This window comes from Paenibacillus sp. FSL M7-0896, assembly GCF_037975415.1.
Lineage (GTDB): Bacteria > Bacillota > Bacilli > Paenibacillales > Paenibacillaceae > Paenibacillus_AQ > Paenibacillus_AQ silagei.
Genome location: NZ_CP150250.1, coordinates 6,878,102 through 6,900,721 on the forward strand (window position 1 = coordinate 6,878,102; position 22,620 = coordinate 6,900,721).

At 55.6% G+C, this 22,620-nt stretch carries 15 protein-coding genes; 8 read left to right on the plus strand and 7 right to left on the minus strand.

The genetic code is table 11. The features are described 5' to 3' along the window. Positions 1-34: 34 nt before the first annotated feature. Positions 35-3,784, minus strand: a complete 3,750-nt coding sequence (locus MKY12_RS29775) for an S-layer homology domain-containing protein (RefSeq protein ID WP_339252005.1) — start codon at positions 3,782-3,784, stop codon at positions 35-37. Positions 3,785-3,854: 70 nt separating this feature from the next. After that, a complete protein-coding gene (locus MKY12_RS29780) occupies positions 3,855-4,658 on the minus strand; it encodes a hypothetical protein (protein ID WP_339252006.1) in 804 nt (267 codons plus the stop codon). A gap of 330 nt (positions 4,659-4,988) precedes the next feature. On the opposite strand from MKY12_RS29780, the gene MKY12_RS29785 reads away from it, so the two are divergent. Further along, positions 4,989-6,359 carry a dicarboxylate/amino acid:cation symporter gene (locus tag MKY12_RS29785; protein ID WP_200869579.1) on the plus strand — a complete coding sequence of 457 codons (1,371 nt, stop codon included), beginning with the start codon at positions 4,989-4,991 and terminating at the stop codon, positions 6,357-6,359. A gap of 102 nt (positions 6,360-6,461) precedes the next feature. Here the strand turns inward: MKY12_RS29785 and MKY12_RS29790 are convergent, their stop codons facing one another. The 4 genes from MKY12_RS29790 to MKY12_RS29805 are packed head-to-tail and all read right to left on the minus strand — an operon-like array spanning position 6,462 to position 10,200. Continuing rightward, positions 6,462-7,457 carry a Gfo/Idh/MocA family oxidoreductase gene (locus MKY12_RS29790; protein ID WP_339252009.1) on the minus strand — a complete coding sequence of 332 codons (996 nt, stop codon included), beginning with the start codon at positions 7,455-7,457 and terminating at the stop codon, positions 6,462-6,464. A gap of 14 nt (positions 7,458-7,471) precedes the next feature. After that, the gene (locus tag MKY12_RS29795) at positions 7,472-8,425 is read right to left on the minus strand and encodes a 1,4-dihydroxy-2-naphthoate polyprenyltransferase (RefSeq protein ID WP_209868585.1); all 954 of its coding nucleotides are present in this window, start codon (positions 8,423-8,425) and stop codon (positions 7,472-7,474) included. A 32-nt stretch (positions 8,426-8,457) separates the two neighbouring features. Beyond that, positions 8,458-9,231, minus strand: coding sequence for a DUF6081 family protein (locus MKY12_RS29800; protein ID WP_245367895.1), 774 nt, complete (start codon positions 9,229-9,231; stop codon positions 8,458-8,460). 48 nt (positions 9,232-9,279) lie between these two features. Continuing rightward, positions 9,280-10,200 (minus strand): prenyltransferase, encoded by a 921-nt coding sequence (locus MKY12_RS29805; protein ID WP_339252012.1) that lies wholly within the window; start codon positions 10,198-10,200, stop codon positions 9,280-9,282. Between the two features lie 171 nt (positions 10,201-10,371). Between MKY12_RS29805 and MKY12_RS29810 the strand changes: the two genes are divergently transcribed. From MKY12_RS29810 to MKY12_RS29835, 6 genes are all read left to right on the plus strand, one after another. Continuing rightward, positions 10,372-12,741, plus strand: coding sequence for an EAL domain-containing protein (locus MKY12_RS29810; protein ID WP_339252013.1), 2,370 nt, complete (start codon positions 10,372-10,374; stop codon positions 12,739-12,741). Positions 12,742-12,863: 122 nt separating this feature from the next. Beyond that, positions 12,864-13,487 (plus strand): acetate uptake transporter, encoded by a 624-nt coding sequence (locus tag MKY12_RS29815; RefSeq protein WP_339252015.1) that lies wholly within the window; start codon positions 12,864-12,866, stop codon positions 13,485-13,487. 260 nt (positions 13,488-13,747) lie between these two features. After that, positions 13,748-15,892 carry an EAL domain-containing protein gene (locus MKY12_RS29820; RefSeq protein WP_339252017.1) on the plus strand — a complete coding sequence of 715 codons (2,145 nt, stop codon included), beginning with the start codon at positions 13,748-13,750 and terminating at the stop codon, positions 15,890-15,892. 83 nt (positions 15,893-15,975) lie between these two features. Then, on the plus strand, positions 15,976-16,287 hold the full coding sequence (locus tag MKY12_RS29825; RefSeq protein WP_339252019.1) for a hypothetical protein: 312 nt from the start codon (positions 15,976-15,978) through the stop codon (positions 16,285-16,287). A gap of 233 nt (positions 16,288-16,520) precedes the next feature. Beyond that, positions 16,521-16,997: a DsrE/DsrF/DrsH-like family protein gene (locus tag MKY12_RS29830; protein WP_076080972.1), complete on the plus strand. Its 477-nt coding sequence runs from the start codon at positions 16,521-16,523 to the stop codon at positions 16,995-16,997. A 181-nt stretch (positions 16,998-17,178) separates the two neighbouring features. Next, on the plus strand, positions 17,179-18,693 hold the full coding sequence (locus MKY12_RS29835; RefSeq protein ID WP_339252021.1) for an aminotransferase class V-fold PLP-dependent enzyme: 1,515 nt from the start codon (positions 17,179-17,181) through the stop codon (positions 18,691-18,693). Here the strand turns inward: MKY12_RS29835 and MKY12_RS29840 are convergent. Further along, entirely contained in the window at positions 18,679-19,317 is a 639-nt protein-coding gene (locus tag MKY12_RS29840) for a TVP38/TMEM64 family protein (protein WP_036728222.1), read from the minus strand. The genes MKY12_RS29835 and MKY12_RS29840 overlap by 15 nt on opposite strands. A gap of 181 nt (positions 19,318-19,498) precedes the next feature. On the opposite strand from MKY12_RS29840, the gene MKY12_RS29845 reads away from it, so the two are divergent. Then, positions 19,499-22,618 (plus strand): ATP-binding protein, encoded by a 3,120-nt coding sequence (locus MKY12_RS29845; RefSeq protein WP_339252023.1) that lies wholly within the window; start codon positions 19,499-19,501, stop codon positions 22,616-22,618. Positions 22,619-22,620: the final 2 nt, after the last annotated feature.

Genomic DNA, 22,620 nt, shown 5'->3' on the forward strand with positions numbered 1-22,620 from the left:
CTTGGTGAATTTGCTATGCTACTGAGGGACGGTGCTATTGCGCCAGCAGATTATATATGACCCGGGCCGCCTCTGCTCTCGTGGACAGTGCAAGCGGCTGTAATCTGCCGTTGTCACCCTGGATCACTCCGCGTTCCGCAAGAGCCTGCAGGGCTTCTTGGGCATATCCGGCAATCTGTGGGGTATCGCTGTAAGCGGAAAGCGCTGCGTCTGTCGACTTCCCGGGAAGCTCTCCCAGCGTATTCAATGCGCGATACAGCAAGGTGAACAGCTCCTGCCGTGTAATCTGCTTATCCGGCTTGAACTGGTTATCCCCGGAGCCCGAGGCAATCCCGAGCTTCTTGGCAGCGGCCAGATAAGGGGTGTAATAGGCAGCTCCCGCATCGGTAAAGTTGACTGCTCCTTCACTCTCCGGCGCTATTCCATACGCCTTGAGCAGCAGAACAATGAATTGGCCTCTGGTTACAGCAGCATTTGGGCTGTAGTTGTTGTCATCTGTACCGGAGGTTATTCCTCTGGCTGCCAGGAAGCTTACCGCATGGCTAAACCAGGCCGTCTCCGGCACATCGGCGAAGCTTACTTTGTTATACCCGATAATGTACTGGGAGAAATGCGGAGTCACGAAATTCACACTGGCTACCGCCTGGCTATACCCGCCGCGAATCGTTTCCAGGCTGCCGGATTCCGTAATATAGTAGATAACCAAGGCATCGGCATCTTCAGCTTCCTTCAGAGTATACGGCACACTGATGCTGGCTTTACCGCCGCCGAACGACTTGATCTCACTCTCGCCTGCAGTCAGGGACAGATCATAGACCGGCCGGTTGCCGAGCACAGCCTGCCCCTCCTCGTTCAGCGAGACCCTGGCGATCCGGATATGGATATCTCCACCGTCTGCTGCGCCGCTGATGCTGGCTACGGACCGGGCATCGAGTGTAATGGTCCCCACATTCAGATAGCTCACTTTAATTTCAGCCTTCGTCCCCGAGGCCAAGGCATCGAAAGCACTTCTTGGCAAAATCAGCTCTGCGGTCTGCGTATCGCTCTTAGTCTCCACCTTAATCTCCAGGACGGCCTTCTTACCGGTGGCTTCGGCCTTTGTGAGACTCTCCACAAGTCTGGACAGCGTATCCGCTGTAAGGGACGCCGTAGTTACTCCGGTAGTATCATCAGTAGTGGCCGAAGCCGTTGCCAATACCGTCACCGTTGCCCCCACTGTTGTCGTAACAGGCTCGCTGCTGACAGGCGTGGCCGGTGTTGAGCCTGGTGCAGACCCTGGCGTTGTAGTACCAGGGGAAGCCGGGGGATTGCCGCCGGAAGCTGGTACATACTCAGGCACAATGACGCTGGCTGCCGCCCCCGCCTTATAGCCTTCTTTGGCTGAATATCTGACCTCATACGTACCCGGAATCAGACCGGTGATCTCCGGGCCTGTTGCATACACGTAACTCGTAGCCGTAGACAGCTTATATTCCTGCGCTGCCGTGGTACCGGTAATCCGGCCGTCCTTATTCGCTGCCGATGTTGGAGCAATCCCGGCCAGTCCTGTTGGGGCTGCCTGCTCAGCCGTATAAGCCGGCACGGTTACATCCGCAGCGCGCCCCGCCTTATAGCCTTCTTTGGCTGCAAATCTTACATTGTATACACCTGGCACGAGTCCGGTAATCTCACCATCCGTCGCATAGACATAATCGGTGACTGTGGAGAGCTTGAACTCTAGTAGCGAGGTGGTGCCTGTAATCCGTCCATCCTTATTCTCGGGAGTGGTCGGTGCAATGCCTGCCAGTCCGGTCGGCGCCGCCTGCTCCCCGTAGGCAGGAACCTCAACCTCCGTTGCCGGGCTGGCGCTATAGCCCTCTCTGGCAGGGTATCTCACCAGATAGATCCCCGGGGTCAGTCCGGTGATCAACGAGCCTTCTACCTTAACGTATTCAGTGCCTTCAGCCAGCTTATATTCCTGTCCGGCCAACGTCCCTGTGATTTGCCCGTCAATATTCTCCTCTGTAGTAGGAGCTACCCCCGTCAGTCCGGAAGGTGCCGCCTGGGACTCAATATATTCCGGCACCACTACCTTCACTGGAGCTCCTGCCGGGTAAGAGATGGCTACTGCACCGCCATTGGATGTAATCGGCCCCTGATACCCCGGCTTGGAGGCGTAGCGGACAGTGTAGGTTCCCGGAGCCAGTCCGGTAATGGCATCGCCTGTTACAGGGGTGTATGCAGTTTCCCCCTCTCTTGTGTACTCCAATGCTCTGTTTGCTGTGCCTGCAATCTGCCCGTCAGTACCTCCCGCCGTAGCCGGGGCTATTCCTGTCAATCCCACCGGCACGCTCTCCAATCGCGAATACAGAGCCGACAAGGCCGTTACGGTATTGGAAAATCTGACGCCGGCCGGATACACGCCAGGATATCTGGTATCCACATAACCCGGCTGAATGTTCGTCCAGGAGTACATCAGCTCCACATGCCCCAGGATCGGAGCGCTGTTCCCGGCGGCATCCTTATTATTCTTGCTGTAAGTGAACAGATAAGGAACCTGAAGCCGGTCGCCGCTAACCTTAACGCCGCTCGCATCGATATAGCTAATGACGGAAGGCTTCGCCGCCGTATTGTTCTCTGTCTTGATGTTGGTCAGATAAGTGTTAACCAGATCGACATACAGGTTCGCATAGGGATGTCCTGTTAGCCGGATCTGAAGCTCTTCATTGCCGTGCGGATTGGCCGGATAGGTACCACCGCTGTTATTATCCGGTTCGGCAACAGTCACCCCGGCGTCCAGCTTGGTATCGAAGAAGTAAATTTTGTCCACCTGATATCTTTTGGCATATTCGTTAATGTATTTGATGACCGCTTGCGTATTCGGGCACCAGGACCCGCCGAACAGAATCGCATAATTCCCGTCACTGGCCAAAATCTGCTTGAGCTGATGATAGGTTACATGCTCATAGACAAGGCTGCCGTCCCCTTCCGTGAAGATTGCCGGCTTGCCCGGATTCTCCCCCAGATAGTTCTTATTGAAGGCCGCCTTGATATAAGCCGACTCATCAATGTTGTTAAAGGAAGGAACTGAACGGAATACAGGCTCCAGCAGGGCTTTGTACTCTGCCACCTTAACAGGGTCCAACGTTCCGCCCGTCTGGAAATCACTCCAGGACCTGCTCTCGTTCAGATAGGAGACGATCGGAGCACTATTGCCCTGGCTGTCTTTATGATCCTTGTTGTAGACGAACAGAAAAGGCGCTTCCAGCTTGTTCGCAGTAATTACTGCCCCCGCTTTGTCGACGTAGCTGACATTATGCTCGGGAATGCTTTTGTCATACAAGGCAAGATTCTTCAAGTACTTATTGACCAGGTCTACGTATTTATAGGCATATTTATTATTGCTGTCCGCAATATCCAGACTGTCGCCATCCAGCTTCGTATCAAAATTATAGATAGTGGATACACCATACTGCTTGGCAGCCTCATTAATAAAACCTATCTCCGCCTGGGTATGCTCGCTCCAGGCTCCGCCTACCAGCACCGCATAATTCCCTTCACTCTCAAACAGATGGACGATATCCTCATAAGTTGCTGTCTTGAACACATGATTCTCGTCCTGCAAATGGCTGTAGACATTGTTGAAATAATTATAATGGCTTACGCCGCCCTTGGAAGCTGCTTGAACTAAGGCCTCCGCTTCCGGCACGGCCCGGTCTGCTGTTGCCTGGTGAACCGGGAGAACAAATAGAGAGGCTGCCAGCAGCAGCGGAACAATTTTTTTCAGCTTAATCAGTTTTGTCATTATGTGCACCTCGACTCGGATTGGGTTAGGGTCTGTAACGGCAGGCGGACTTCAGAAGCAGGCTTGCCCGTCAAGGGCAAACCTCTTCTGTGGCTGCCGGAGCCGGAGCAGCCTCCGCAGGAGCAGCTTCTGCCGGTGCAGGGTTAGGAGCACTCACCGGTTGCTGCGGTGCAGAATTAGCTGTGTTAGCCGAAGGATCAGGGGCAGCAGTAGCTTTGGCTTTGATCACCTCGGTTGTGGAGAATGTAACCGCCTTGGCAGGAGCCTGTGTGGCAGCAGGGGCCTGTGTTGGAGCAGGCGCTGCGGCAACCACCGGCTGTTGCGTGGCGGTAACAGCAGCCGGAGCGGCCGTAGGAACCGCTGCAACGGCTGCTTTAGGAGCAGGGGTGCTAATTACAGGAGCTGCTGTTGGAACGGCTGCTTGCGGTTTGGCGCCGGCAGCCTGCACTTGAGGGGCTTGAACGGCAGCGGCGGGGGTAGCCTTCGGCTGAGCCGCCGTCTTGTTCAATGCTGGGGCATCCTTCGGCTCTGCTGAAGCTGCGGCGGCTGGAGCCGCCACGGCAGGGGCTGCGCTGGCCTTAGTCTGCACGGCAGCAACCACAGCCGGTACTGCTGATGCCTCAGGCTGGACTGCTGCGGTCTGAGCCGCCTCAGCCGGAGGTGCTTCAGTCTGCACCGCTACAACGGAAGAGCTCTCTGCAGGCTGGGCCGTCTGCACGGGTGCTACCGGTGGCTGGCTTGCCGCTGCGGCAGCGGCGGCCTTCTCCTGAACCGGCTCAGCCTCCGCTGTTTTTTTAGTGGCGGATACTGCGGCAAAAGTCAGTGCCGAGAAGACTACCGCTGCGGTAATAACGGATACGGTAAGCTTTTTCATAGATGAATCATTCCTTTCACTTCGCCCTTGGCTGATAGTTGGCATTGCCGATTACAGGACAACAGAACGCAAAAAGAGATTCAACAGCACGCATGGTTATGCGCTCCTGTTGAATCTCTGGCGGTCCAGTCGATCCCGAAATGGCTTGCAGATAAGTTCCATATTATTCATCCTGACATCCCTTGTCAATCACAAATTTATTTATCACATGTGTTTTATCGGAATTGATTTTAATTAACATATTTATACATTGACATTCATAAAATTACCATATACATTTAACCCCATAATTCCGACCAAAAAACTATTATTAGGAGGCTTTAGAGCAGCATGAATAATATCGACAACAATCTATTAACCGCCATCGAGACGAACTGGCATGGCTTCGTGGTTTCTATTATCGTATTCGGTATCCTTTATTTCCTGGCCCGCAAGAGAATCGGCTTCGGCACCCGTGTTCTGGCAGGGCTGGGCATCGGACTGATTGCGGGAATATTTTTTCAATATTTCACGTTGGAGACTAAGGCCATCAGCACCTTCGGCAGCATCTATGTCAGTCTGATCCGTATGCTTGTTGTGCCTCTGGTGTTCATTCTGGTATTGAACAGCATCTCTTCCTTAACTAACCTGGAATACCTGCGCAAAATCGGAATCAAAACCTTCGCCTGGTTCCTCGGCACCACCGGAATCGCCTCCATCATCGGCCTATCCGTGGCTCTGCTGTTTAACCCGGGCAAAGGCATCCAGCAGACCGTTCCCGAGGACTTCACCGCCCGTGAAATTCCCACCTTCTCACAGGTGATCCTGGACCTTGTCCCTTCCAACCCAGTGAATGAAGCCGCTACCGGCAAGGTTGTGCCTCTGCTGATTTTTGCCATCTTCCTGGCCGTGGCCATTATTAAGGTCGGCTCCAAGAAGCCTGAGGCTGTGAAGCCTGTCCGCGATCTTATTGAATCCTTGACGACAGTGCTGCACCAGGTTGTAAAATTCGTCATCCGCCTGACGCCTTACGGCGTGTTCGCATTGATTGCCGGGATTACGGCACGCTACGGCTGGGACACCCTTCAGGAGCTGGGCAGTGTCATCCTTACCTCTTACGCCGCACTGATTCTGCACTTTGTCCTGATCTTCGGCGGGCTGGTGCTGCTCGTTGCCAAGGTGAACCCTATCCGCTTCTTCCGCAAAATCTATCCGATGCTGACCGTGGCCTTCACCACCAGAAGCAGCTACGCCACCTTGCCGATCAATCTGGAGGTCATCACGAAACGGCTGCATGTCTCCCCGCGCATTGCCAGCTTCGTGGCTCCGCTCGGCGCATCCGTCAACTTCAATGGCTGCGGCGGCGTATGGCCGGCCATTGTGGCTGTGTTCACCGCTCAGGTCTACGGGATTCAGCTTACCGGAACCGACTATATCACGCTGGTGCTGGTCAGCATCATCTCCTCTATTGGGGTAGCGGGAGTGCCTGGACCGGCTGTAATCTCCACCACCGTTGTATTGACCGCGCTAGGCTTGCCGCTTGAGGGTATAGCCATCGTTGCCGGGGTGGAAGCCCTTATCGATATGGGCCGCACCGCAGTTAATGCTACCGGGACTACCGTAACAGCCCTGCTGGTGGCGAATTCAGAGGGCGAATTCGACCGCGAAGCCTTCAACCGTGGGGATAAAGAGGATGATGAGCTCCTCCTGAACCCAATCTAAGCAAGCTCCCTCTATAAAAGCATAAGGACGCCAAAAAAAGCAGCGATTCCTCCATAGCCGGAAGAATCGCTGCTTGGCGTTATAAGCAGATGGAACAAATGATTACGTCAAGCTGATCCGCTCACGCCTCCGGGCTGATGTAAGACAGCTCTCGATCAGCCTCATATTCAGCACCGGGTCCTCCTCCGCAATCCAGGGCTTGCCGCTGAAGACTGCTGTAGCGAAATGGTCGGCCTGCTGGACGTAAGGATTGGCTCCGACGGCTTCGACACGCCGGGGCTCTCCGCCGCCGTATACGAAGAACTCCGCATCATCGAATCTCGCATTGAACGGCATCGGAATCTCGATCCGCCCCTGCGTACCGAGCACCTCCAGGAGCTGGCGGTTGTACGCCCACATCCCGCAGTCGAAGATCAGGCTCTTCCCGCCGGGAAACTCCACCAGCCCGGAGGCCATCATATCTACATTATCATGCTCCGGCGAGAACAGCGCGTGCACGGTTACCGCCTCCGGCTCTGTACCGAACAGCAGCCGCGCGGCCGTGAGCGGGTAGCAGCCGACATCGTAGAGCGATCCGCCTCCCCAGGCAGCGTTGAAGCGGATGTTGGAGGTATCCGTAGCATCGTTGTAGGTGAATGTGCCGCGGATGGTACGTACCGCGCCGATCTCGCCGCTGGCGATAATCACCTGCAGCTCATTGATGCGCGGATGATGACGGTACATATAAGCCTCCGCCAGGTGAACGCCCGCCTTCCGGCAGGCCTCTACCATCTCGGCTGCTTCACGGCTGTTCAGCGCAATCGGCTTCTCGCATAGGATATGCTTACCGGCTTCAGCCGCGCGGATCACCCATTCACAGTGGAGATGGTTCGGAAGCGGAATATAGACAGCGTCTACCTCCGGGTCGGCAAGCAGCTCTTCATAGCTGCCGTATGCCTGCTCAATGCCGAATTCGGCGGCTACGCTGCTGCTCTTCGTGAGTCCGCGGCTGGCCACCGCCCGGATCACTCCGGTCTCGGACTCCTGGATCGCCGGCATTACCGAGCCTGTGGCAATCTGCGCGCAGCCCATAATTCCCCAGCGAAGCTTCTCTGCCATAGTTAACACCTTCCTTATCTTAGTGTGACCCATATAACAGCTATACCCAGCACAAGGATTCTTGCCGCACTCATCAGCACGAAATTCTTCACCGCCAGAATGAAGGTCGTGCCTTTATGCTGCTCCTGATAGAAGCGTGCAATATTGCGGCGCAGCGGAATCAGGGTCAGCAGGAGCAGCAGGACCAGGACCGGATGGACCCCGAGCAGCACCAGCACAATCAGATCGGCAAAAGACACATAATAGAGCAGCTTCCACAGCAGCAGCGCATTCTCCCGTCCGATGTACACCGGCAGCGTGTATCTGCGGTTCTCGATATCATCCTCGATATCGCAGATATTGTTCGCCAGCATAATTCCCGCAATGCCCAGAATGGCCGGGACGGAGAACCAGAACAGATACAGCACCTCAAGGAAATTGATATGCAGGCTGATCCATTCGCCCTTCAGCAGCAGAGTGACCACCGCCTGATCCGAATGAATATAGGCCGAGATGAAAATAATGACGAACCCCATGAACAGCCCGGAGAACAGCTCGCCGAGCGGCATCCGCGAGATGGGGATCGGTCCGAAGGAATACAGGATGCCGATCAGGAAGGAGAGTCCCCCGAGCAGGAATACCAGCAGTCCGGTCTGGAATACCAGAGCAATGCCCCCGCCTGCCGCCAGCACAAGGAGAATGACGATCAGCGCCACCACCGTAGACTCCTTCAGCTTGAAGCGGACAATCGGATTATGGGTCTCATACCCGTAGCCATGGGTTTTGGCGGCCTTTTTGAAATCATAGTAATTGTTGATCGCTGTTGTCGCCATATCAAAGCTTAAGAGGGATACCAGCATCAGCACGAAGCGCAGGATATAGAAGTCCTCGAACCGGTACAGGGCATACAGCGTTCCCAGCAGCAGCGGGAGCATACTGGCCACCTTCGTCGGCAGCTCGACAAACTTGAAGAAAGTTCTTATATTCACAGCCATTCATCCTTATCAGTCATATGAGCACGTTATTGTGCAGTGGTTGTAATAGTAACCGGCGACCATTCAGCGATAACCGTCTGTCCGTGCGCCGACACGCTGCCTTCCGGGGTCAGGTCCTTCTCCGTCATAATGCCCAGCGCAATGGTGAAGCTGTTGAATTTCACGGGCACATTCCGCTCGCGCCGCACCTCATTCCCATTCACATAGAAGACAGCCTCATTGTTGCCCCGGTGGTAGGTGATGGTGTACGTGTTGAATTCGCGCGGCTTGAAGTCCGTATCCTCCTTGAAAATACAGAAGTATTTGGTCCCTCCCGTCTCGGGTACGGTTACCCCGGGGAACGGAAGGATGCCGTACACACTGGCGTATTTGTCGTTGCCGGCGAAGAAATCAAGCGCAGCGCCTGTGGTGAAGTCCAGCAAATTCAGCGACACATAGCCGTCATACAGATCCCCTGGTGCAGTGCCCTGTGTGCGGGCGCGGATCTGGAGCTCGAAGCGGATTTCGCCTTCCTCCGGAATCTCTACCGGCTGAGCCGAATAGTACATATGCTTGGCATTATCCAGAATCTGCACCTGATCATGACGGCGGCTCAGCTGAGCCCGCACATACAGATACTCATTACGCACAATCACCACTGCTTCCGGCTCACGATACGCCCAGAACGAGCCGTCCGGCAGCTTGAAGCCGCCCGTCTGCCAGACCTTTCCTTCCTCCAGAATGGTATGGAAATCCCCAATTACCGTTTGTTTGCCCTGTGTTGCAGGCATGCCTTCGTTCGCTGGCAGATGCTTGTCCATGAATTCTCCCGCTTTCTGTAGTGTAGTAGCCTATCCATTTCTTATATTTTAAAATAGCCCCTGGATCAGCAGCGCTGCCGTCATGACCGCCCCGCAGCGTACCGATGCGCGCTGTGAGGCACCCATAAGCGGCAGATAAGCTTCAGAAGGATTCTCCGGCCGGAGGCTGCGGTAGATCCGTATCGGGGCAATGGCTGTAAGCAGAGCGAGCAGCGCGTATACCGGCAAGATATGAAGCAGTACACATACAATCAGCGAAGCATAGGAGATGTAGAGCAATACCTGCGAGAAAATCAGCGCTCTGCGCTCCCCCCATACCACGACCAGTGTGCGCTTACCGGCCTGCCGGTCGGCTCTCCAGTGCAGAAAGTGATGATTGAACAGCAGCAGGGTTGTGAGCAGGCCGCCCGGCAACGATAACAGCACCGGCTTCAGGCTGAATGCTCCGGTCTGTACGAAGTAAGCGCCAAGCACCGGCATGAGTCCAAAAGCCAGGAAGATGGCAAGCTCGCTGTAGCCCTTGCCCCGGTAGCCGAACCGCAGCGGCGGCGCCACATAGAAATAGGCGATCAGCGCCCCTCCGGCCACGAACCACAGAATTTCCCAGCCGCTGTACAGGCTGAGCAGCAGGCCGCAGCCAGCCGCAACGGCCAGCAGCCCCCAGGTCAGCAGGGCAAACAGCGACTCACGCATGACGCCCCCGGACAGAAACCCGGAGTTCGTAGAGATGGCTCCAGGTGTATGCTGCGCCTCTGTATCCGTGCCGTTGCGGAAATCCCAGAGGTCATTCACCATATTGGAGAATAAATGGGCCGCAGCCGCTCCGATGAACGTTATTACAAATAAAAACGGATGGAACACTCCCTGCCATACATAGGCCCCGGCTGTTCCCAGGATAACCGGTATGAGCATAACGGGGATCACTCCAAACCGTGAGGCTTTCTTAAATAAGGTCCACTTCTCCAGCATGCCAAGAAAAATCTCCTTTTATTATTATTTGATAATTATTATCATTAAATTATTATACATCAAAATTCGACACTTCGGGCAGATTTACGCTGCAAAATATTCCCTAATCGTGGTACACTATAACCGATGGTACTTATTTCCTATTAAATCTTAAATAATGAAGGGGATCAGATGAAACTCCGCAAAAAAATAATCATCTTCATTAGTTTTGTCGCTATCCTCGGCATTGGCGCCACCTATCTGATGCTTCATGTGATTCTGCTGAACCGCTTCGAGAAGCTGGACGAGGCAGAGCTGAAGCGCAACCTGAGCAAGGCTACCGCAGCTTATCATCAAGAGTTGGACAACCTGAGAACGGGACTCCTTGATGTTGCTGTCCGGGATGAAACCTACCGCTTCATAGAGAACGTAGCGGCTACCGGCTCTGCGGACTCCAACAGTACGGCTGCCGCCTTCATCCGCAGCAGCCTTGAACCGGCTGCTTATCCAATGAATCATTTCGATATGATTGCCCTGCTTGATCTGGATGGACAACCGCTGTACGGCGGCTCCTACGACCTTCCGGCAGGAATAGTCACCCCGCTAACTGAGGAGCAACTGACGTTAATCAAGCTGATCCGAAGCCGTCTGCCTGTGCCGGGATCTCCCGGCAAGAGCCGGAGCGGCTTCGTTAATCTGGATAAAGGGACTATGCTAATTACCCTTACGCCTATTCTTAACAGCAGCAAGAACAAGCCGGTCATCGGAACGGCCATTGCCGGACGGATGCTGCACCAGGATGGAATCGCACAGATCTGGGAGGATACCCTGTCCACAATGGAGATGTCGCGCCTCACTACCCCGCTGCTTGCGGACAGCGGAGGGGAACGCGTCTGGACCAGCCCCGCCCGGGGCGGGCAGATGTCCATCCACACCATACTGGACGACCTGTTCGAAGATCCCGGGATGGTCCTCACCCTGAAGGAGCCGCGCCAGTTCTACAACAGCGGGCTCAAGTCGCTCTCCACCTTCCGTATGTTCTATTTCATCTCCATTCTGCTAATGCTGGGTGCCAGCCTCCTCTTCGTGAACCGGTTCATTCTGAGAAGGATGTCCACTCTGGTACGCAACATCCGAATGATCGGCAGCAGCAAGGATCTCTCCATCCGGATTCCCAGCTCCGGCAAGGATGAATTCAGTGAAGTGGAGGTTGAATTCAACCGGATGATTGATTCACTGGAGCAGACCCAGGATGAGCTGCGGCAGCAATCGATGCTGGACCCGCTGACCCGTCTGCCCAACCGCTCGCTGTTTTTCGACAAATTGAATGAAGCGATTGCCGCCGTCAAGGGAAGTGACAGGCAGATCGTGCTGGTCTTCATTGATCTGGATCATTTCAAGACGGTGAACGATACCCTCGGCCATGACTTCGGAGATGCCATCCTGAAGGAGACCGCCTTCCGCATCACGCAGGTTGTCGGCAAGCATGATGTCGTCTCCCGGCTCGGCGGGGATGAATTCACCATTCTGCTCTATGATGTGCCTGATGAAGGCAGCATTGCCCGGCAGCTCTCCCGGATTCAGGAAGCCCTCTCCATGCCGCACCGGATCAAGGGGCATCTTCTATATAATACCGCCAGCATCGGCATCAGTATTTATCCGCAGAACGGGGAAGACGCCGATTATCTGGTCAAGCAGGCAGATCTGGCCATGTTCCATGTCAAGGAGACCGGCCGTAATAACATTTTCCAGTATTCAGAGGATCTGGAAGCAGGCATCCGGCGCAAAAAGGTACTAGCCCAGCAGCTCCTCTCCGCTGCCGCCGGGAACGAGTTCGAGCTGCACTACCAGCCGATTCTTGGCGCGGGACAACTGCAGGTATCCAAGGTGGAGGCCCTGCTGCGCTGGCACAGCCCAGCCTATGGCCCCGTCTCCCCGGCCGAATTCATCCCGCTGGCCGAGAGCAGCGGCTCCATTGTTGGCATCGGCAGCTGGGTGCTGCGCCAGGTCTGCTCTGATATGCGCGATTTCCGCAGCCGGGGCCTTGAGCTCACCGCCGCAGTGAATATCTCCGCGCTGCAGCTCATGCAGCCGGGCCTGCTGGAGCTGCTCTTAGAGCTGCTCGATGAGTATGAGCTGCCCGCTTCCAGCCTGGAGCTGGAGATCACGGAGAGCGTGCTCGTCTCCGGGGACGGCATCTTCCTGTCGCTGCAGCAGCTTCGGGCCCACGGGTTCCGGATCTCGCTGGATGATTTTGGCACCGGCTTCTCCTCCCTCAGCTATCTGCGCCGCTTCCCGGTGGATGTGATCAAGATTGACCGCTCCTTCATCTCCGAGATGTCACGGGAGGCCCAGGGCGATGTGCTCGTCAAGGCGATTATCGAGCTGAGCCATAATCTGGGGCTGCGCGTAGTCTCGGAAGGCATTGAGCATAGAGAGCAATTCGATATGCTGCGGGAGCTGGGCAGCGACGAGCTTCAGGGCTACTATATCAGCAGGCCGCTTCAGGCCCAGGCACTGTATTCTTTTCTGGAGCAAGGTAATTATTACACCGGCCGTTAAGAGACTTCTTTTATAGGCAAGCTACTGGCGATATGATATGATAGGCAGGCTGATAACAGCACCCGACTTAGGGTGCTGTTATCCTATGCGAACACTTATGAAAATTGGAGGCTTTCATTGTTATGTCAGCGCAATCGCACACCGCACAGTCCGTCAAAATCGTTACCGCCGACCCCAGCGCCATCGGCTTATTCGGACTAGCCATCGTTACCCTGGTCGCTTCTTCACAAAAGCTCGAAATTACAACAGGTCTCAGCTATTGTATTCCATGGGCCATCTTCCTTGGAGCCTTCGCCCAGCTATTCGCATCCATCCAGGATGCCAAGCACAACAATACCTTCGGCATGACTGCCTTTGGCGCCTATGCGTTCTTCTGGTTCGGCATGGGGGCAAGCTGGCTGATCAAGCTCGGTGTATTCGGTGCAGTGCTGGCAGAGGGCGTGGACCCCAAGCAGCTGGGATTTGTTTTTGCAGGATATCTTGTGTTCACCCTCTTCATGACGCTCGGCGCTGTTGAGGCAAACCGTGTACTGCTGATTATCTTCATCCTGATCGACTTTCTGTTCCTCGGACTCTCAATGGATGCGTTCGGCGTCGCTGCGGAATTCTTCCACAAGCTGGCTGCCGTATCGGAAATGGCTATCGGTATCGTATCGCTCTACGGCTGCGGCGCATCTGTGCTCAACGCCCACTTCGGACGTACCTTCCTGCCGATTGGTGCCCCGCTGGGCATCTTCAAAAAATAGCACCGGCTTCCAGCCGGGCAGGGCCATGCCCTTCTCTCCAAAGACTCGGATAAATGCTTACTGCCCTTTTATGCAGATGGTGTTTATCCGTTTTTGGATTCAGGCGGGTTTTGTTAGGAATTCCCTTGCGCAAACACGATAATAATGACATGCTATAGAGACCCAAACGACATTTATCGACATTTCCCTGCGGTCTAGGAACCGCTTATTATACACTTTGACATCTGCGGCTTTTATTTTTCCGGTATCGGGGGCAATCCATGGCTTTCCTTAGTAAAAAGCCTTTAAGCATCATCATCGGCTTCATCATCATCCTGCAGCTCTGCCTGTTCTATTATTATTCCGTATCCCTGGCCCGGGAATATAGAGCCGAGAAGGCGGATCTGGCCTCACAGGCGGTCATGCTGGCCTCGAACATCGAAGAGCGGGTGGCCATTGTGAAAGGGGTCAGCTCCTTTATCCAAACCGTCGGCTTCGATGCCGATCCTGCACTAATCCAGAGCTACCTGGTCACCGCACACGCCAAGAACACCAGCAATGTCACGAATATCATGATCGCTCCGGATGGTCTGATCCGCTACCTCTACCCGCTTGAAGGTAATTCGTCACTGCTCGGCAGAAGCCTGCTGCTGGATTCCTCCCTGGCCTCTCCCGGCATGATCCAAGAAACGCTCCGCTCCCGCAGCATTACAATAGACGGTCCGCGCACACTTGCCCAGGGCGGCTATGGCATGGTGATCCGGCAGGCCATCTATAAGGATAACTCTCTGGAGGGCATCGTCTCCGTCACCGTAAAGATGGATAATATCGTTAACCAGCTTGTATATAAGGACAGCAAAATATCTGTCACCACCAAGGATCTTACCTTCCTGTTCGGCAATGAAGCCCATTCGAAGGACCCGCTGCTTACGGTTCCCGTGAACACCTATAATCAGCACTGGCTGATGGGTACTTCCATGCCCCCGCATAAGAAATGGCAGGTACTGCTCAGCGTACTGTGGATCGATATTGCTTTTCTGCTGGTGATTGCCTTCATTCTATATATTTTCTGGTATCAGAGCCGCTTCAACCGTGAGCTGGAACGGGTGGTCAGCATCCGGACCCGGGACCTGCGTATTTCCAAGCGTCTCTATGAAAAGCTTGCGCACTACGACAGTCTGACGGAGATCCCCAACCGGCGGTTCTTCATGGACGAATTTGAGCGTCTGCTGCAGAGCTCGGAGCCCACACAGACCTATAGCTTATTCTTTTTCGACCTGAACCGGTTCAAGGAGATCAACGATACGCTTGGCCACTCTACGGGGGATCAGGTGATCAAGACCCTGGCCGGACGGCTCAAATCCGGGAGCCTGCCCTTCAAGCTGTTCGCCCGTACCGGCGGAGATGAATTCGTGATGATCTTCGCGGGTCTGCCGCACACGGATATTCCTGTGATCGCCGGGCGGATCAGCACGCTGATCTCACAGACCCTCCTGATCTCGGGAGCGCATCTGAGCCTGTCCACCAGCATTGGCATCTCCCTGTACCCCGAGCATTCGCAGAATACGGACGATCTGCTGAAATTCGCCGATATGTCGATGTACCAGGCCAAGTCGCAGGAGGACACCAATTACTTCATCTTCGACTGGGAGCTGCGCGAGAAGCTGGAGCAGAAGACGATGATCGCCAAATATCTGCACTCCGCCCTGGAACGGGAAGAATTCGTGCTTTATTATCAACCCCAGATCAACGCCATCACAGGGGAAATGATCGGCATAGAGGCGCTGATCCGCTGGAATCACCCCGAGAAGGGGCTGATTGGACCAGGGACGTTCATCACTGCCGTTGAAGAAGCCGGCCTGATGATCCAGCTCACCGATTGGGTGCTGCGCGAGGTGTGCCGCCAGCTCTGCGAGTGGCGCAGCCTGGGGATGCCGCTGCTGCGGACCTCGATCAATATCTCCAACAGCTGGTTCTACAACCGTAACCTGATTGAGAATCTGTTCGCCGTGCTTGACGAGTACGGGCTGGATACCGATGTGCTCGAATTCGAGATCACCGAGAGCACCGCACTGCTAGAGGAGCATTATCCACTGCTGCAGCAGATGCGCGATCACGGGATCATCGTCTCCATCGATGATTTCGGTACGAAATATTCGTCGCTGAATTACCTGAAGCATTTTCCCGTGAACAAAATCAAGATTGACCGCACCTTCATCACCGGCATCGGCGTCAGCTCCATAGATGAGACCATCATCAAATCCATCGTCTTCGTCGCCTCCCAGCTTGGCTATGACCTGATTGCCGAAGGGGTCGAGACGCAGGAGCAGCTGGCCTTCCTGGTGCAGCATAATTGCCCGCATATTCAGGGATTCCTGTTCTTCCCTCCGCTGCCTGCCGATGAGATCCGCAAGCTGTTCTCCTGAAGCTGTCCGGATGCTTTGCACGCGGGTATGGGGATCGTTATAATTAGCTTCATCCGATGTTAACCCGAAAGGATTCTGAGACCATGAATAGATTGACTACCGGCGAAATGGCCGGAACCGCCCTGTTTGCGCTGATCCTCGCCCTCCTGGCGTACCGGATTATCCGCGGCATGCCGAAGATGGCCGGAGACATTACCGCCTTCCGCAAACGGACCCTCGTCTGGACCCAGGTCGCCCTGGTGCTTACCGTCCTTCAGCTCAACTTCAAGGCCGGAGACTGGCGCTTCGGCATTATCCTCGGCCTGATCGTCCTGTTCACCGGCAGCATCTGGCTGTCCGCCCGCCGCTATGACAATGCCCGCCGGGCTGAGGCTGAGCAGGGAGAGGAGCAGTGAGGGACACGGTAACCATTCGCCCCTCTCTCTATCCGCATCCAGTAGATTATGTGAGCACAATGTATGCTGTTTTTCGCATACATTCGGCCATACGCCGCTGTACCAGCTTATATTTACGTTTCAGGCTCCCGCCAGGGAGCCTTTTCTGTGTCTTCCGGCCGGGCGGCAGGCATACTTTCCCTCTCCCTAACCATACTAATGACATTCTATGGATACCGATGGAGGGCTGATGAATGGGCAAAAAACTGAATCTGCTGATGTTCAGCGGGGAGTATGACAAGGCGATGGCCGGGCTGATTTTGGCGAATGCGGCCAGGGATATTGAGGTGGAGGTTACGATGTTCTTCTCGTTCTGGGGGCTGTTTCTCGTCCGGGACCCGGAGACTATGACGCTAGAGGATAAGAGTATCTATGAGAAGCTGATGGATGTCATTACTCCCAAGGGACCGGAGCAGCTTCCGCTCTCGCGGATGAACTTCAGCGGGCTCGGCAAGCTGATGCTGGAGGAGATGATGGAGGATCAAGGAGCACCGAAGCTTATACATTTCCTGAAGGGCGCGCGCAAAAAGAACATCAAGTTCTACGCCTGCAAGCTCTCGGTGGAGATCATGGGCTTCAAGCCGGAGGAGCTGCTGCCCGAGGTGGAGATTATCGATGCCGCCGCGTATCTGAAGGATGCGCTGGAGAGCGATATCCAGCTCTTCATCTGATGGCTATGGGCTTTAACCTAATTACGCCACCGGGCATATACTGAGGCAGACGAAGACGGATTGGTTACCCCCGGCAGGCATGCAGAGGCTGCGACTCACACGATACTTGCCTTGCGCAGCACCAGCGCCTGCCGGAATCCGTCTCAAATGATAGAGCATTCATTGTCTGGAGGGATTGTCCGTGCTGAGTATCCACCGCGCCGCTGCGGCAGACGCGCCGTCTTCACTGCAAGAGCATTTCGCGGCATTCCGTGAGCACACTGTCGGCAGCCGCCATCTGATCTCCACCCCCTACGGACGGCAGCCGCTGCTGTACGCCGACTGGACGGCCAGCGGCCGACTGTATGAGCCGATTGAGCGCAAAATACAAGAGACCTTCGGCCCCTATGTCAGCAATCCGCACACCGACTCCAACACCACCGGCCTGACCATGACCCTGGCTTATCATGAAGCACGGAGCATCATCCGGCAGCATGTGAACGCCGCCCCCACAGATGCCCTGCTCTTCTGCGGCAACGGCACCACCGGCGCGGTGAACAAGCTGCTGCGGATTATGGGCCTGAAGCTGCCGGAATGGCTGAAGCAGGAAACCCTCTGCGCACCGGAGGAGCGCCCGGTTATCTTCATCAGTCATATGGAGCATCATTCCAATCTGCTGCCCTGGCAGGAGAGCTTCGGCGATGTGGTTACCGTTCCATCCGGGCCAGGAGGAGAGGTGGATCTGCAGCAGCTCGGGGAGCTACTGACGATCTACCGGAACCGCCGCTTCAAGATCGGCTCCTTCACCGCCTGCTCCAATGTCACCGGCATGGAGACCCCGTATCATCAGCTCGCTGCGCTCATGCACCGGCATGGCGGGGTATGCTTCGTGGATTTTGCAGCCAGCGCCCCTTATCAGGAGATCAATATGCATCCGGCAGCCCCGCAGGAGAAGCTGGACGCCATCTTCTTCTCGCCGCATAAATTCCTCGGCGGCCCGGGAACCGGTGGCGTGCTGCTGTTCGACACCGCGCTCTGCACCGGCCGGCTGCCGGATGAGCCCGGCGGCGGCACCGTGGTATGGGTGAACCGCTGGGGCGGACGCCGCTACATCGATGATGTTGAGGTCCGCGAAGACGGGGGCACCCCCGGCTTCCTGCAGGCGATCCGCACCGCCCTCTGCGTGAAGCTGAAGGAGCAGATGAACGGAACCGGACAATATATGATCGTCCGTGAACAAGAGCTATGCCGGAAGCTGCTCTCAGGGCTGGCGCAGATTCCCGGCTGCTCCGTGCTGGAGGGCGTACACCGTAAGCGGCATGGCATTGTCTCCTTCACGCTGAAGGAGATTCATTACAATCTCGCGGTACGGCTCCTGAATGACCGCTTCGGCATTCAGGCGCGTGGCGGCTGCTCCTGCGCCGGTCCGTACGGCCATCAGCTGCTAGGGTTGAACCCGGCGCAATCCCAGGCGTTTATCCAGGCGATCCACGCCGGAGACCAGTCGCTGAAGCCGGGCTGGATCCGCCTGTCCCTGCACCCGATCATGACGGACCGGGAGGTGGAGCATATGGTCTTCGCCGTACAGTCTATCGTCAGCAATATTGGAGAATGGAGCAAGGATTACCGCTATAATGCTGTCACCAATAGCTGGCTTCATACCGGGGAGAGAGGCGTTACAGAGGACGGGGAGATTCGTGAATTATTTGTGCTGTAGCGGCGCTTGGCCGCGCAGCTCCCGCTCCCGCGCCAGCCGGGCGAACCTGGCTTCAATCGCTTTAACCCCCCACAGAGAAGCTCCGATAAACAGCAGCACATAGATGATTTCCGCCGGATGACGGATGAACCGCTGCACATCATTGCCGATGTAGGATACCGCAAATACCATAATGGCTTTGCCGGCACACAGTGCAATCAGATAGGAACGCAGCCGCATTCCGGCCAGACCCGCCGCCATATTAATCACCACGAACGGACCCACCGGGAACAGGCTAAGCAGGAACACATAGCTGAACCCGCTCTGGCGGACCCAGGTCATCGCTTTGGCTACCTTGGGCCGCTTGGCCCATTTGGTGAGGTAGGGATGTCCGGCAATCTTGCGGATAATCAGGAAGGTGACCGTGCAGCCTGCGACCAGACCGATCCAGGAATACAGGAACCCCAGCCATAACCCGTACACCGCCCCATTAAGCCCTACAATCGCTATAGTCGGCAGCGGAGGTACGAACGATTTCATGAAGGTAAGCCCCACACCCGGCAGCGGCCCGAACGAGCGGTATTGCTCCAGCAGCTGCAACAGGCGCTCCTCGGTCAGCCATGACATGATATCTATATAGAACATTTCTTCAGCGCTCCTCAAGTACTCTAGTGAGCTTCAATTATACAATACTTTCTGCTTCTCTGATGCCAATCGGACGCGGCTTTACTGTCTAATTTATGGACGATACCGTATCAGCGGGAAATAGAAGGATATGTAATCAACAGGCTGGACAAGCGCAAGCTGCCGGAGATATGATGAAATTATGAGAACATTTGATTATAGTCTGCTGGCCAAAAGAGTGCTCGCCCTGTTATGCATCGGCCTGCTCGCCGCAGTGGCGCTGATCCCCCTGCTCGGCTCCTCGTCTGCCTGCTACAGCCCAAGGTCAGGATGGGCCGATTTATCCTCCTGCACCTTCGATAATTCTGCCGTCTACCCGCTTGAAGGGAAGTGGGAATTCTATTGGCAGGAGCTGCTGGAACCGCTGGATACCTTATCCGGAACAGCAGAGGCACCGGCCTATATGTCCGTGCCCGGCGCTTGGGGCCGGGCATCGGAGGCTACCGGCTTCTCCCGCTACGGATATGCAACCTACCGTCTGCTGGTTCAGCTGCCGCCGGAGGTTCCCGCCTTCGCCCTCAAGGTGAGCAATATCCGCAATGCCAGCGAAGTATATGTAAATGGCGAGCGGCTGGGCGGAAGCGGAACGCCGGGGGAATCCCGGGAGACCACCAAGCCGCGCAATCATCCGTATTCCCTGATTTTTCACAGCAAGGATAACCTGGCGGAGATTCTGATACATACATCCAATTTCACTTATTCAAACGGAGGCATTGCGGAGCCTATCCGGATCGGCACGCCTGCTGCTATAGCTGCCATCGACCAGCGGAACCGGACCTACGACACTTTGCTGGTGGCAGGCTTTGCTTTTATCGGCTGCTATTTCATCGGCCAGGGCTTGCAGCGCAAAGAGGACAAGTCTTCGCTCCAGCTGGCTGTCTACTGCTTCGTGATCGCCCTCTACATGCTGACTCACAGTGAGAAGCTGCTCTTCGAGTACCTTCCATCCCTCTCCTATGAAGGATTCAGCAAGCTGCAGGCGGTGTCGGGTGTAGTCGGGTTCTATTGCGTGTCCAGCTATACCCATTCTTTGTTTCCCGCACTGTATTCCCGGCTCTTCAAGCGGATCTGCTTCGTATATGCCTTGTGCTTCTGCACCATTGTACTGTTCACCACACTGCCTGTATATTCGCGGATTACAGGGGTGCTGCTGGCCTTCAGCTTCATCTCTGTCTGCTATACCTTCTATGTCATGGTCAAGGCTGCCTGGCTGAGGGAGACCGGTTCTAACTATCTACTGATCGGTGTGATTGCCGCAGTCATGTTCACCTTATCCTTAGCCAGCAATCTGTTCTTCGGTACCGAACTCTACGCTGTTCCGCCGGTAGCCGGTCCGATCTTCATTCTTGCCGAAGGGCTGTTCCTGTCTGCGCGCCACGCCCATGCCTACGAGACCATTAAGCAGCTGTCCCGGCAGCTGGAGCGCAAGGACAGGGATAAGGATGAGTTCCTGCTGAAGACCTCCGCCGAGCTGCGTACGCCGCTGAATGCCATCATTAACGTGGCTTTATCCATGCATGAGGGAGCCGGAGGACCGCTAAGCCCGTCCCAGCGGGAGGATATGCGGCTGATTCTCGGTACTGGCAGAAGGCTGGCCTTCCTGGTCAGGGATATTCTCGATTATGAGCAGATCAAGCGCCAGCGCATCACCCTGCAATGGGGGACTGTCGATGTCCAGGGGGTGGCAGCCATTGTCATTGAGGTCTTCCAGTTCCTGAACAAGAAGGGCAGCATCCGCATCAAAAATCACATCCCGCCGGGCCGCTTCCTGGTCCAGGCTGATGAACAGCGGCTGATGCAGATCCTCTATAGCCTGCTGGATAATGCACTGAAATTCACGGACCGCGGCAGCGTGGTCATCGAGGCCGCCTGGCAGGAGGAGTTCCTCTCCATTGCTGTCACCGATACCGGCAAGGGCATTCCCGAGGATCAGCTGGAGTGTATCTTCCATGACTATGAGCAGCTGAGCGAGGCCGATTCCCTTGAGACCGGAGGCCTCGGACTGAGCCTTGCGATCAGCCGTAAGCTGGTAGAGCTGCATGGCGGGAGCATCTCCGTCTCTTCCCGGGTTGGCCGGGGCAGCACATTCACCTTCACGCTTCCGGGCAACGAGGCGGAAGCCGCCGCTGCCGCCCAAGCCGGAGAACAGGCGCTCTTAAGACAAGCGTATACCCAGCCGGAAATGCTGGATGACCTCTGGAAATACCGGTCGGCTGATCCGCCGCAGTCCAGCGGACAAGCCGTTCCCTATGCGCCGCGTATCCTGATCGTAGATGACGACTATGCCAACCTGAAGGCTCTGACCAACCTGCTGTCGCTGGAGAATTACAGCATCGCAAGCCGCAGCAGCGGCAAGGAGGCGCTTGCGCTGCTGGCTGTGGACCGTAATTTCGATCTCTGTATGATCGATGTTATGATGCCCGAGATGTCCGGCCTTGAGCTATGCAGGATCATCCGTCAGACTTACACCCCGCTGGACCTGCCGATCCTGATGGCTACAGCCGGGCAGCAGCTTCACTTCAACGAGGCGGCCTTCCGCGCCGGAGCCAATGATTTTATCCATAAGCCTTATATCTGGAGCGATCTTAAGGGACGGGTTAACACGCTGGTTCAGCTAAGGCGGTCTGTCTCCGAGCGGCTCAGCTCGGAGATCGCCATGCTGCGTGCGCAGATCAAGCCGCATTTTCTGTACAACGCTATTAATACAATCATCTGGATGAGTACGCGTGACACCGAGAAGACGCAGCTGTTGCTATACGATCTGAGCCATTTCCTGCGTGGCAGCTTCGACTTCAGCAACCAGGAGACCGCCATTCCATTTGAGAAGGAACTGGAGCTGATCGAAGCCTATCTGTCACTGGAGCAGGCCCGGTTCGGGAAGCGGCTGAATGCCGAGTATCATATTGAGGTTAGTGAATTCCCGCTGCCGCCGCTGATTGTGCAGCCCATTGTAGAGAATGCTGTTCGTCACGGACTGATGGAGAAAATTGACGGAGGAACAGTGATCATCTCCACCCGGCAGGAGGGCGGTGATATCCTGATCACCGTCTCGGACAACGGAAAGGGAATGAGCGATGAACAGCTATCCTCGTGGATGAAGGACGACTACCGGTCTTCGCATGGCGAAGGCACCGGAATCGGCCTTCGGAACATTAACCGCCGGCTGCTCACACAGTTCGGGCGTCCGCTGATTCTTACCCGGGGAGCCAGCGGAGGTATAGATGTACTGATAACAATCCCATGGAAGGAGGAGGTCTCCTGAGT